General features: G+C 31.9%; 11 protein-coding genes and 2 pseudogenes. 6 read left to right on the plus strand and 7 right to left on the minus strand.

The window, feature by feature from the left end; all coding sequences use genetic code 11:
* The first annotated feature begins 73 nt into the window (after positions 1 to 73).
* The 3 genes and pseudogenes from ID741_RS06565 to ID741_RS06575 all read left to right on the plus strand — a co-directional run.
* Positions 74 to 1324 (plus strand): oxalate decarboxylase family bicupin, encoded by a 1251-nt coding sequence (locus ID741_RS06565; RefSeq protein ID WP_281419028.1) that lies wholly within the window; start codon positions 74 to 76, stop codon positions 1322 to 1324.
* 67 nt (positions 1325 to 1391) lie between these two features.
* Positions 1392 to 2096: a YoaK family protein gene (locus ID741_RS06570; RefSeq protein WP_438719443.1), complete on the plus strand. Its 705-nt coding sequence runs from the start codon at positions 1392 to 1394 to the stop codon at positions 2094 to 2096.
* 262 nt (positions 2097 to 2358) lie between these two features.
* Positions 2359 to 3232: pseudogene (locus tag ID741_RS06575) on the plus strand (IS256 family transposase); the annotation flags it as partial.
* A gap of 59 nt (positions 3233 to 3291) precedes the next feature.
* On the opposite strand, the gene ID741_RS06580 reads toward ID741_RS06575, so the two are convergent.
* On the minus strand, positions 3292 to 3450 hold the full coding sequence (locus ID741_RS06580) for a type II toxin-antitoxin system PemK/MazF family toxin (protein WP_218326380.1): 159 nt from the start codon (positions 3448 to 3450) through the stop codon (positions 3292 to 3294).
* A 184-nt stretch (positions 3451 to 3634) separates the two neighbouring features.
* Here ID741_RS06580 and ID741_RS06585 point away from each other — a divergent pair.
* A pseudogene (locus ID741_RS06585) lies at positions 3635 to 3930 on the plus strand (hypothetical protein).
* Positions 3931 to 4223: 293 nt separating this feature from the next.
* Entirely contained in the window at positions 4224 to 4742 is a 519-nt protein-coding gene (locus ID741_RS06590) for a GNAT family N-acetyltransferase (RefSeq protein ID WP_438719444.1), read from the plus strand.
* Positions 4743 to 5008: 266 nt separating this feature from the next.
* Here ID741_RS06590 and ID741_RS06595 read toward each other — a convergent pair whose 3' ends face one another.
* Positions 5009 to 5398 carry a hypothetical protein gene (locus tag ID741_RS06595; RefSeq protein WP_438719445.1) on the minus strand — a complete coding sequence of 130 codons (390 nt, stop codon included), beginning with the start codon at positions 5396 to 5398 and terminating at the stop codon, positions 5009 to 5011.
* 523 nt (positions 5399 to 5921) lie between these two features.
* Entirely contained in the window at positions 5922 to 7529 is a 1608-nt protein-coding gene (locus tag ID741_RS06600) for a DHA2 family efflux MFS transporter permease subunit (protein ID WP_438719446.1), read from the minus strand.
* Positions 7530 to 7862: 333 nt separating this feature from the next.
* Between ID741_RS06600 and ID741_RS06605 the strand changes: the two genes are divergently transcribed.
* A complete protein-coding gene (locus ID741_RS06605) occupies positions 7863 to 8552 on the plus strand; it encodes an MgtC/SapB family protein (protein WP_438719447.1) in 690 nt (229 codons plus the stop codon).
* Positions 8553 to 8593: 41 nt separating this feature from the next.
* On the opposite strand, the gene ID741_RS06610 is transcribed toward ID741_RS06605, so the two are convergent.
* The 4 genes from ID741_RS06610 to ID741_RS06625 form a co-directional block, all read right to left on the minus strand.
* Positions 8594 to 9328, minus strand: a complete 735-nt coding sequence (locus ID741_RS06610) for a tyrosine-protein phosphatase (protein ID WP_438719448.1) — start codon at positions 9326 to 9328, stop codon at positions 8594 to 8596.
* 1203 nt (positions 9329 to 10531) lie between these two features.
* Positions 10532 to 11659, minus strand: coding sequence for a UDP-galactopyranose mutase (gene glf, locus ID741_RS06615; RefSeq protein ID WP_218326372.1), 1128 nt, complete (start codon positions 11657 to 11659; stop codon positions 10532 to 10534).
* Entirely contained in the window at positions 11660 to 12979 is a 1320-nt protein-coding gene (locus ID741_RS06620) for a GHKL domain-containing protein (RefSeq protein ID WP_438719449.1), read from the minus strand.
* Entirely contained in the window at positions 12979 to 13686 is a 708-nt protein-coding gene (locus ID741_RS06625) for a LytR/AlgR family response regulator transcription factor (RefSeq protein ID WP_438719450.1), read from the minus strand. The genes ID741_RS06620 and ID741_RS06625 overlap by 1 nt, the downstream gene beginning before the upstream one ends.
* Positions 13687 to 13854: the final 168 nt, after the last annotated feature.

Below are 13854 nucleotides of genomic sequence, written 5' to 3' on the forward strand. Positions count from 1 at the left end.
ATGGTCAGATGTGATTACGATACGCTCATTAATGGTAGTGATATCTCAAAATTAAAATGTAAAGGATGTTTTTATGATGAAAAAAGAAAATAATGCACCACAACCAATTCGTAAAAAAGATGGAAAGGGATGGCTAGATTTTGGCCCTCGAGACATTCAAAGGGATATTGAAGGACCTGATTTTTTAATTCCCCCTGCAACTGATCACGGAACATTGCCTAATATGCGTTTTAGTTATAACGATGTTCGTAATCGACTGGAAGATGGTGGTTGGGCACGAGAAGTTACCAACCGAGAAATGCCTGCATCTGATAAGGTCGCAGGAGTTAATATGAGTTTGGCGCCTGGTGCCTATCGTGAAATGCACTGGCATAAAGAAGCTGAATGGGGATTGATGTTATATGGAAATGCCCGCGTAACAGCTATTGATGAGAATGGTAAGACTTATATTGATGATGTAAAGGCTGGAGATATTTGGAATTTTGAAGCTGGTGTTGCACATTCTATTCAAGGTTTAGATGAAGGTTGTGAATTTTTATTAGTTTTTAGCGAGCCTGATTTCTCTGAAAATAATACGTTACTAATTACAGACTGGTTAGCTCATACACCACCTGAAATTGTTGCAGCTAATTTTAAAAAGAAACAATCTGAACTGGAAAGCTTACCGGATAAACAAAAATATATTTTTAGAGCAGATGTACCAAAAGCTATTGATGAGGTCTCTCGTCCAAATAAAAATGGAGAGGTCCCAAACCCTTTGACCTTCCATATTGATACATTGGATCCAATTGAATCAGAAGCAGGACGTGTGTGGATTGTTGATTCGAAAGTATTTCCTGGCTCTCCAACTATATCTGCTGCAATTGTTGAAGTTGAGCCTGGTGGTATGCGGGAATTACACTGGCATCCTAAAGCTGCTGAATGGCAATATTATATTCAAGGCGATGCGCGCATGACTGTATTTAATTCTAATTCATTAGCAAGAACATTTGATTATCATGCAGGCGATGCTGGGTATGTACCCATGGTGGCTGGTCATTATGTCCAAAATATTGGTAGTGAAAAGCTAATTTTTATTGAAGTATTTAAAAATCCTGATTATTCAGATATTTCTTTAAATAAATGGTTAGCTACGATCCCATCTCAAATAGTAGCAGACCATCTAAATCTCACTAAAGATTTTGTCGAAAGCTTACCACAAGAAGAATCTCCTTCTCCAGTTATTTGGTTTGATCAAGATAAGATTGATGAAGCTTTAAAAAATCCTAGTAAAGATTCCATTAATAAAATGAAATCAGGATTAAACGCAACAGATATTTTTTAAATTCAATATCCTCTTTGATTCTATGATTGAAGGGGATTTTAATATAATGAAAAGAGATGTTTAAATAATGATGAATAAAGAAATTAAAAGTGGAGAACCATATATGGAGTTTCCCATGATTGCTTTTTTCTTAGCTGTAGCAGCTGGAAGTATGAGTGGATATACTTATTTTATAGGAAAAGCATTTAGTACAGTACAATCAGGAAATATTATTTTATTAGGTCAATCATTGGCGGAGAAAGATTGGTCACATTTTTTTACTGTGGCGTTAACAGTACTAGCTTTTGGTATCGGAGCTGCAATCACAGCAATCATTCAAAAAGATAGCCCTAAAAACTGGTCGTTCAATGTCATTATTATAGAAGTTATTGTTTTATTCTTATTGTCATTAAACTTTATAAATTCGCAATTACAAACCGTTCATATTTGTATGATTATCTCTTTATTAGCAGGAATGCAAGGAAATGCTTTCCATAAGTTTGGTAAAGATTTAGTTTATGGAAATGTTGCAGTAACTTTGGTTGTACAAAATGCTTTTAGCTTTTTAATGAAATCATTTTTTAACCAATCTGGAGCTGCACATAAAGCTTTTCTGTACTTTAGCATTTTGGTAGGCTTTGGATTTGGAGGTTTTGCGGGAACATTATTGACAAGTAATTTCAATGATAAAGCTTTATTTCTACCGATTATTGTTCTATTGGTAATATATACTTTAGGTAAGAATATAGAATCTAAAACTAACCAAGCTATATCTGTTAACCCAAAAGGTTAATATTTAAAGAGTAGATCAAAATTAATAACCGAAGAGGATTTTCTTTTCGTTTTTTTAAAAGTAACAGGGAAAAATTATTAATGGATTTGACAATTCCTTATGTATTTAACCATTTAAACTGTAATTTTTTAATAGTAAAGTCGTTTCTTATTATTATGGAAAACTAAGAGTGTAAAAAAACCGTGTGAGTAACCGTTATTCTAGATATGGGTTGCTTCACGGTTTTTCTTTTTCTGAAGTAAGATGAAGAGGTGATTACAAAATGTCTAATAAGAAAAGAAATTCTGAATCGGTGAAGTTAGCTGAATCCAGTCTTAATACTTACCAGCCAGAATTTGTAAAAGATACGCAAGATGTCTTGAAAGGCGTATTTGGTTCGTTGCTTGAAAAAATGCTACAGGGAGAACTAAACAATCATCTAGGTATAAATTCCATTCTAAAGAGCTTAAGGAACATGAAAATCGTTGGAATGGTTATGGGAATAAAACACTCAAAACAAGTTTTGATGAAGTAAATATTGATGTTCCCAGAGATCGAGATGCTTCTTTTGATCCTGAGCTAGTCCCTAAAAGAAACCGTATGTCTCCGACATTGAAGAAAAATTTCTTTCTATGTACCCTCGTGGAATGAGTCAACGAGATATTGCCACGACGATTCAGGACACCTATAGGTTTGATATCTCTCACGAAGTGATCTCTGATATTACAGATGCACTTCTTCCCGAATTAGAGGAATGACAAGCGCGCCTATTAGCCAAATGTTACGCCTTTTATTTGTCGATTGTATGTACGTCACTTTACGAGAAAACTACGAAGCAAAGAAATCTGCAGTCTATACAAACCTTGGTTACGATTTGAACGGTAATAAAGATATTTTAGGTTTATGGCTACATCAAACTGAGTCGAAAAATCGCTGGATGCAAGTATTTGATGAACTAAAATCACGTGATGTTGAAGACGTCTTTTTTTATCTCCATGGATGGTGTTTCTGGCCTCGAAAAAGGCACAAAAACGATTTTCCCTTTAGTGGTTGTTCAACTTTGTATGGTTCATCTTGTTCGAAATACATTACGCTATATTCCAAGTAAAGACTATAAAGAAGTGTGCAGAGATATGAAAAAATTCTATGGTGCTTCCTTCTTCACTTAAAGCTGCTCACGCTGCAGTTTCTTAGGGTAAATCTTGTTGTACCTAGTTTAACGATAGCAAATCACCACCAATAATGTGGATTGATTAAATTGATTATTTGAGATGACTAATCCAGGTCGTCTTTTTTTGTTTTCTTCCGTTGAACCTACTTTAGGATTTATCCAAATAATATCTCCAGTATTGGATGATGCAAAAGGATTTTCCACTTTCTGAATTAATTTAATAGAACCATCTTTTTTAGATTAACTTTTAACATTACATATTACTGAATGTAATGTAGTTAAGTAACGTTGGTAGGAGTTGGTAAAATAAAGACTATTTCATCTATTCGAGAAAAAAAGAGAGGATATGAAAAAATTTTCGCTTAGCAATCAATAGGGAGAACGAAATATTTTATTACTTTATATTGGCATAAATACTGAGTATAGAATTTCTGATTTACGTCAATTAAAGTCATTTGATGTTTTAGGAATTTCTCGTGGTCAAATTGTTGTTTAAGAACTGAAACAATCCACTTAAAAAATATTGGTTCTCGGTCTATTAGAAAGTCCTTCAGTTATTTATTATGTAAACAAGGAATAAAAAAAGAGATTATTCAATCTTTATTAAAACATCCTTCACAGAGGGCGGTCTTGCGATATATTGATATCACACAGCAAGATAGAGATGTAGCTGTTAGGAGCTAGGAACTTTAAATTACCATGCTGTTCCACCTTTTTATAGTACTTATGAATTTGGAAAGACTTTTATAGAAAAAAATCAAGGAACTTCTATGGTTATCCAAACTTCCGACAATGTAAATATACAATAAAAATAAAAAGTGAGAAATCATTCTAAAGTATAGAGTAAGCTGTTTAATGTAAAAAAAGACAAAAAAACTATAATTTCTCTGATAACATTGATTTCTTTGAATTTTAGCTCATTAGATACTATATAATGTGTTTAGGGTAAGAATATTAATTTTAAGGAGTATAAAGATATGGACACAGAAATCAAAGTTACTTGCAGAAATCCTACTGAGGACGATGCAAAAAATATCGTTGATTTTTATAATTTAGTTGGTGGTGAAACGACGTATTTAAGTTTTGAAGAAAATGAGTATCCTTTAAATGTGAAAGAAGTAAAAGAATTAATCATTAATACAAATCACCAGATAAATTCTACGATACTTTTAGCACTCATAAATGGAAAAATAATAGGTATCGGAACGGTGAGTTCTGGAAATAAAGTTAAATCAAAACATTGCGGTGAACTTGGTATAGTGGTAACAGAAAAATTCCAAAGCATAGGTATTGGAAAGGAAATTATTTACCAGCTATTAACTTGGGCAAAGTCTAATGGTGTGACTACCAAAATTCAACTAGATACCCGTGTAGATAATAAAAAAGCCGTAAAACTATATAAAAAATTCGGATTTAAAATAGAAGGTAAGCTCGAAAATACTACTATAATAGAAGGTAAGTACTATGATTTATATGTGATGGGGCTGATGTTATAGTCTATAAAACTGTCATTGGTGAAAGCAATATAAGTTGAAAAAATAAATAGTTAATAAAAGAATATTATCAAGTAATACTTCTGTTTTTTGAATATGTCTTTTACGCACTCTTTTCTTTATTTCTAAAAATGCAATCTATGAGTGTACCAAAAGATAAATTAATTATCTCTTAGTAATTTAACAATTATGTAACTATAATTTCAAATGAGGTGTCACTTTTTTATTTTTATAAAAAAAAAATTCTTCTTGTAAAGGCTGTAAAAATACTATTCAAAATTATTATTGAAGTAATTGATTATGTGAGGAACTATAATACGAACATAAATCCACATGAATGAAAAAATTGTAGCTGATATAAATACATTGACTGGCCATGTAATTTCTTTTTTTAAACGAATATGATTGATAATATAAACGATATAATAGCTACAGAAAAAACTTAACATTAATTCTTTGAGGTAAAAAATTCTGAGTTTCAACTTTTGATTAATTTTTTTATTATATCGTATTTCATAATTTTCAGGATTTATAAATAATGTGATGATTGTTCCAATAATGCCAACCTTTCCTGTTTTATCAGCTGCTAAAATCAGTAGAAAAAAGCAACAGATGAAAGGAATAAAAATGACCATATCTCTTAAATCACGCTTTATCAAATAGACACTTCCTTTGTGAAAGGATTTTTATAATATATGTAGAAGAAAAAATATCAAGTCAGTGAAATTATGTACTAGTATTTTCCAAACTATTGAACAATTTTATTGCTTAATTCCTAGTTTTTATTATATTTTATGAAACGGTAAAAAAATCAGGGATTATATGAAAAAAAATAATATTGGATATGTATTCAGATGAAATTATCAAATATGGAGGCCAAATAATTTTTGGGGTTATGGCATACCCTCATAAATGTTCGATGGTCATAATATGCAAGCAAAAAATAAAAAACCATACACAAAGAAATGTTAGCACTAATGAATCAAGATCAGGATTAGATGGAAATGGACCACTTACAAATGAAATAAAAAATCAGCTCAACTTTTGACAGTAGCTCCCCACCATGGCTACCATTTCCTAAGAATTATAAGAAATGAGACAAGCTGAGAAAAGTATTTTTTCAAGGTTACAACATTGTCGATATTGTCCTTAACAACTGTCAAAAGATAAGCAAATCAATTTTTAGTTATTTTTTTGTTTGTATAGTCCAAATGTTAGAAAGAAACTAATCAGTATAACAATAGATGAAATACCTATTGTTTTCACTAAACTATTTGTAAAGTTAATATCTAATTTTACAACCATATTATTTCGCATAGTTTCTGTTATGTTCAATATCTTTGGATTGGATACTTTTAATGCATGAATAGCTGATCCTGCACTATTTATCACACTTGATTCCAATGAATGCTGCATTTTTGCTGATATTCCTAAACCATCAAGAGTATGGGGAATGTCATTTTGTAGTTTTGAATTAAATATTGTTCCGATAATAGCAACACCTAATGCAGATCCAATTTGTCGTGTAGTGGATTGAATACTTGATCCCTGTCCTGACTGAATAGGTGGGACATCCTTTAATACAATGGATGTTAACTGGGCTGAAGCAAATCCAAGTCCTATACCGTAAATAATAAGCCAGATAACAATCCAGGCTAAACTATTATTGGGATTTACAGTTTTGAAAAAGCCAAAAAATCCTAAAGTTTCTAAAAATAAACCAAGAGATACAACAAAAGATGCTGATGTTTTTTCAACAATAAATGTAGCCATACCACCTGCTAAGAACGCTCCTAACCCCATCACTGAAAGTATAATTCCAGACTTTATTGGACTAAGTACTAAAATATTTTGCAAGAATAATGGTAATAAAAATAAGAGTCCAGATTCTCCGATAGCAACGATACCGGCAATAATATTTCCTAATGAAAAACTTTTAAACTTAAATAGTGATACATCTAGTAAATGAGATTTATTTTGTTTGTTCAGACGCGATTCCCATACTATAAATAATGAAAATACTAATATACCAATGGCAATTAATGTAGGTATAATGGATAAATTAAAGAACGTTGGATAGCCATTATTGGCATGCCACCAGCCGTATGTACGACCTTCTATAACTCCGAATACAAAAGAAATTAAACTTATCGTAGAAAGTAAAAAACCGATAAAATCAAATTTCCCTACTATTTTTTCACCATAAGTTTCGGGTAAATATTTTAATGCTGAAATAATGATGAAAACACCAATTGGAAAATTAATCCAAAAAATCCAGTGCCAAGATAAGTAAGTTGTCAAATACCCACCTAATAATGGACCGATTGCTGCCATACCAGCAATTACTGATCCCCATACTGCAAAGGCAACAGTTCTATCCTTTCCAAAAAACAATGAATTTACAACTGATAAAGTTGTTGGTAAAATAGATGCTCCACCGACTCCTTGTATCGCTCTAGCAGTTAGCATAAAAGTAATATCTTTTGAGAAGCTTGCCAATATTGATCCGAACAGAAAAATTATAATTCCTATAATTAATATTTTTTTTCGACCAAAATTATCTGCAAGTCGTCCCATGGTAATGAGCAATGAAGAAAAAAGCAGAGAATACAGAGTAATAATCCATTCGGCATTTGTAAAAGATAATTTCAAATCCTTCATTATGACTGGTAATGATACATTCACAATTGTGCCATCGATAATAACTAATGATACGGATAACGCTAATATTGTTAAAACCCACCATTTGTGTTTAACAGTTTTAGTATAAGTATTTGTTACATTTAACATTTTGCACCTCTTTTTTAATTTGATAATATAATGTGCTTTCAGATTACCGCATTACCTGTAAAAGACTAATCAAATAAAAATATTTCTATTTTTAAATAACTTAAATTTATCAATAAGTGTCATTAAAAAAGAGTATAATTGTCATAAAAAAACTATATCCATTTTTTAAAAAAAAATAAAAAAATGAATTATAAATTAATGGCTATTTTTAGGTTAAACACTAACTAACTCATAGGATCTAATAGTAAAACATATAGGTCTCAGTTAACTACCGCATGATTTTTCTAAATAAATTACTACCGTTTCAACAAAAATATATTTGTGAGGTAAATGATGAATTTAATTAATATTTTAGAACCTTTATTATTTAGTATACTTGTATCTTCTATGATTGGTTATAATAGAGAAACCAAAAGTAGTCCTGCAGGAATGAGAACTTATAATTTAGTTTGTTTGGGTGCAGTCATTTTGACAATCATATCTAAAGAATTATCTGAAGCTACTGCTCAAGCAGTGATCACTAACCCTGAATTAAAGGGAATCATCAGTGCTGATTCTAGCAAAATCATTGCTCAAATAGTTAGTGGTATTGGTTTTTTAGGTGCTGGAACAATTATTGTCTCTCAAAAAAGAGTAAAAGGTTTGTCGACAGCATCTTCTTTGTGGGTAACTGCTGCTATAGGGATCGCTGTAGGATTAGGATACTACCTGCTAGCTTTATTTAGTTCATTATTAGTGGTAGTTATCTTAGCAACTTTTAACAAAATCATTCCCTTTCAATCTTTAAAAAATTTAGCCATAACTATTTCATCAGTGGAGACAGAAAAAATGATTACAGAATATTTTAAAAATAACCAAATAACTGTTAAAAATTTAACAACAAAAGTATACACAAATGAAGATAGGAAATACTATACTAATGTGTACACTATCAAACCTCATCATGTTACAGACATGCATCACCTTATTATTGATTTAGCAAGAATAGATGATATCAGTTCAATAGAAATACTCGATGTGTAGGAGGCTCTTACGACAAGCCTCTCACACATCGAGTATTTTGTTTATTTTTGTATATAAATTTTTTGAAATTGTTCAACATAATCATCCTGCAATTTAAGACCAGATGTTAAGTAATTATCCAAACTACCAAACTGTTTAATTAATATTTCCTTCGCATGTTCTAAGTAAGAAGAATCTACAACTAAAGCAACCTTTAAGTCATTTATTTGAGAAGCAGACAACTTGCCATCTAATGAATTGAGAATTGACTGATTAGCAATCTTTCGAGATTCATTTGTTTTCAAATAGTCCTTCATAATTTGTTCATCAGAGGCACCTGAAATTTTTAATATCAAAGCAGCGGCGAATCCTGTTCTATCTTTTCCCGCAAAACAGTGAAATAATATAGGCTGTTTTGTTTGTAAAACTTCTGTTAGAAATTTTGAGTAACCATTTAACGCTGACTGACTTGTTACAATCTCGGTATAAGTTTCTAACATAGATTTATGAATATCAGAATTACTTAGCATACCTTCTAAAGAAGCACCGTTAGCTGTAATAGAGGCTAAAATATCAATATTGCTTATTTCTATACCATTAATTTTTAAATCTGGATTTTTCTTTATTTCATCAGCACTTCTAAAATCATAGACTTTTTTTATTTCGCATTTATTTTTTAAAAAATTTATATCAGATTCATTTAGTTCCGTGAGTTCTCCACTCCTGAAAAATAGTCCGCTTTCTAATTTTCCTAATTGCGTAGTTATATCACCAATATCTCTAAAATTTGTTATCATAAAATGTATCCTCCAATTTTGTTAATGGATTTATTGTACAATTTTTTTATCAAATAAGAAATTTTTAAGACATAATTTTCTGTTGCTTATATTTTTTTAATTCAGATTACTGTTAGTATGCCCATTAATAACACTTTTTATTTTCCAAAAAATTTTATTTTACTGAATCCTTTGGAACGTTTGATAAGGTGGTTATTATGTTGTAAACGAATTAGACACAAATAAATGAGATATGTTGTTATTAATAATAATGATTACAAAGAAGAAATATTTTAAAAAAAAATTTAGGTTTGTGACTGGGTGTGTTTTATAGTCATACGCTGAAGCAGAAGAACTAGGGTTAGAAACTTTATTTCTTAGAGTTTATTACTCAAATTTGGGTATTTTTTCACGGTTAATTATGATGAAGGAAAGCACCGCTCGGGCAATCTCAGATAAAGGGATTGTAAAATCGTGGGTTCCATGTATACAAGAAGAAAGTTCAACCCTTGATTCGAAAGCGGGAGATTGAAGTCCACTCATCCATGAGGAAAACTTACCGTTATCAGTCTCATCGGGGAAAATCGAATTCATCAATGCTTTATACACAAATGTGTGTTATCAAAAAATCACGACAGATACAACAGCAAGATTATCTCTTATCGAATTTCAGGGATGCTGAATATATTGGTAATCAAGGAGGATTTATAAGAGGTAATCTACGTAATGGAAAACAGCATCTAGTATCGAACCTTGGATGAGCCTACCATATGAACGTCTATACTTACAAATTAAAAGAGCATAAGATTTTCCAAAATAAGTCCCGTAAAAAAATTTATTTAGATAATTCGATCATTGAGAATTTCTTTAGTCTAATAAAGCAAAAAATCTATAATGTAAGAGAATATCACAGCTTTGAGAAATTGAAATAAGAAATTGATTACTATAATTATGAGCTTATGAAGGGAAAACTAAATTGGCTGAGTCCAGTGAATATAGAGAAGTGACATTAAAAGCTATCTAAAGTCATCAATAAAAGCACAGAAAAATGGAGTGGATTTCTCCACTCCCAAAAAGTCTAACTTTTTTGATCGCTACACCCACTAATTTTGGTGGACTTTTTTTATAGAGTTATACTCTTTAATGTCATAGAAAAATAGTACAAATTTTAAAATACTCACTGACTTTTGAGCTGTGTCTTAAAAGTCGGTGGGTATTTTTGTATCAATTAAATTCTTTTTGCACCACATGTAAGGCGGCGCTGATTACTTGGTCCATATCGTAATATTTATAATTACCCAAGCGTCCACCAAAAATTACTTGTGGCAGTTGTTTGGCTTTGGCGCGGTACTGTTTGAAAAGTTGATTATTTTTTTCATCATTAATCGGATAATAGGCCTCTTTTGTTTCATCCCAATCTTGAGGAAACTCTTTGGTAATTAAAGTGATATTATCTTCCCCCTGACCATCAAAATGGCGCCATTCCATGCTGCGAGTGTAAGGCGTTTTGCTGTCAGTGTAATTAATCACAGCATTGCCTTGAAAATTTGCGGTAGGCTCTGCAACTGTTTCAAATCGCAGTGAGCGATATTCTAAAGGACCATATTCAAAATCAAAAAAAGCATCAATCATTCCTGTATAAATGGTTTTAGGAAATTCAGCTAAATAAGTTGATTTATCCGCAAAAAAATCAGTGTTCAATTGAACATCAATGAGTTCGCTTGCCAGTAATTTTTCAAAAATTGTCGTGTAACCACTAACAGGAATTCCTTGATAGCGATGATCAAAATAATTATTGTCAAAGGTAAAACGAGTCGGCAGGCGCCGAATGATAAAACTTGGGAGTTCTTTAGGATCTTTGCCCCATTGTTTTTGCGTGTAGCCTTTGATTAGTTTTTGATAGATGTCAGTACCAATAAGGCTAATGGCCTGCTCCTCAAGGTTTTTAGGGGAGCCAGTCAGACCGGCAGCTTTTTTTTGTTGAGCAATTTTAGCTTGCGCTTCTGCTGGCGTTTTCACTCCCCACATTTGATAAAAAGTATTCATATTAAAAGGTAGATTATACAATTGGCCTTGATAGTTAGCGATGACTTGATTGATATAATTATTGAACTCTGAAAATTGATTAATGTACTGCCAAATTTCTAAGCTATTCGTGTGAAAAATATGGGCACCATAATCATGGACATTAATGCCATGCTCTTGGTGTGTCGCTAAGTTTCCACCGATTTGAGGACGTTTTTCGATAACTAACGAGCGTTTATTTCTTAGCGCCGCTTCATAGGCAAAAATTGCACCAAATAGACCAGCGCCGACAATCAAGTAATCATAATTTTTTTGGTTGATTTTCATTTAAATACCTTTCTTTTGTAAAGGAATCAAAACATTTAATTTAAACCAGTTGTCCTCCAATTTCACAGTCAAACTGCCATTATACTTTTCAGCAATATATGCGCTGCTTTTTAATCCGTAGCCGTGATATCGCTGATCTTCTTTAGTAGTTTGTGGCAGACCATCTTCAAAATGAAGGGGCGTCTCTGAATAATTTTCTAGACTATACATGACAAAATTAGCTTTTTTGGATACGCGTAAATTAATCAAGCGTTTTTCTGTACTTGCTAAAGCCAAGGTGGACTCAATCGCATTGTCTAAAGTATTTCCTAGTAGACTGACTAAATCCATTGTATTCATAAAGCTTAACAGAGCACCATCAACAATACAGGTGAAAGTGATTTGATTTTCAATACAATAAATATTTTTTCGTGTGACAATCACATCAATAATTGGATTGCCTGTTTTAATATTGGTTTGATATTTTTCAATATCTTCTTTGAGTTGATTGACATAGCTAAGACGTTTGTTTTCGTCTGGCTCCATTTCAATAATCGAGAGCTGATGTTTGAGATCGTGAAATTTTCGATTGATAATCTGGTTACTTTCACGATAGGCTTCATATTGTTCATACTGAGACTGAAAGACATTGTTCATCGCAGTTAATTCCTGTCGCAGATTATTTTCATAACGAGAATTTTCTTGAATATAAATCAGAAAAATCCCACAAAGATTAATCAAGCTACGAAAAATAAAAATTGCAACAGAATCCCCAATCGCAAAGTTTGTACTTGAAAGAATAAAACCGATATTACTCATAGTAAAAATTATGACAGCTGTCAAAATAACTTCCAACGTATCTTTGGGTTGGATATTTTTCAGTAACAGTTGGTGGTTGCTCTTTTTTTCAATTGCAAAATAGATCCAGGCTAGTAACAAGTAGCTAATCAGCATAAATGCAATCTGTAATGGGATGATTTCTTCAAAGCGATTATAAAATAAATAACAATAAAGCTGCCAAGTCAAGGATGCAATAAATTCAGCGAAGATGAAAGCCTTGCTGACATTGTATAGGTTACTGAGGGCTCTTTGATTAACCAATACCATAAAGGTTAAAAGCATCCAACAGACATTGATAATCATACCAGGAATCCAAAAAAACAAAGGCCAAGTACCTACCCAAAGTTGCAGACAAATTTGACCAATGAGCAAGGCAATAGCCTTTAAATAAAAAAAGTTTTGTCGTTTTTCTGGTACGATGGCCATTATGAGAGCGATACAGGCAAGCCACTCAGAAATTGCTGTATAAATACGGGGAATATTTGGAAAAATGTCATTCATCAATTCATATCAGCTCCTAAATAGTTGGTTAAAGCCTGCATAAAATCTTTTTTGCGGGGCCGACTGATAATTAATTCATATTTATCCAGGTACAGCATATTGCCATCAATCGATTTAACGTGTTTCAAGTTGACCAAATAACCATTATTAGAACGGAAAAAGTCTTTGTCTTTTAATTGATTTTCAACATTTTTCATCGAATCCAACACAGTATAATCACCAGAGACACTGTGGAAATGCAAATAATGCCCCTCGCTTTCAACAAAAAATAAATCATCTAGAAAGATTTTCCGAATGCCACTGTTCGTTTTTAAGGTATAGCTTTCTTTAGGACTTTGATTCAGACGTTCTAGCACTCGTTTAAAATGTTCTTGAAAATTAAATCGGGTGATGGGCTTTAATAAAAAGTCAGCCGCCTCCACTGCATAACCTTCAATGGCCCATTGAACATAATTTGTCAAAAAAATAATGATTACATTAGTATCTACCTTGCGAATTTTTTTTGCAGCGGTCATACCGTCCATAATCGGCATTTCTACATCAAAGTAAATCACATCATAATTGCCTTGATAATTATCCACAATTTCAATGCCATCACTAAATTGGATTAATTCTAACGAGATATCTTGTTCATTACAAAAATTCGTGATTAAACGAGCAAGGGTTTGACTGGCCTCTGGACTATCTTCAACAATTGCGATTTTCATTTCAGGCCTCCGTTTCTTTAAATACTCCCTTATTATAGAAGAAGGCGGATAAATATCAAATAAAATCTGTTTAAATTTTTTTCAGCGACAAGTTATGCTGTAATTTTATCAGGTTATGTAATTTAGGTTTGCGAACGCTTACTTTGTTGTTAGAGTATTTTTAAGAAG

It is taken from the genome of Enterococcus sp. AZ103, from assembly GCF_051714685.1.
Classification (GTDB): Bacteria; Bacillota; Bacilli; order Lactobacillales; family Enterococcaceae; genus Enterococcus_A; species Enterococcus_A alishanensis.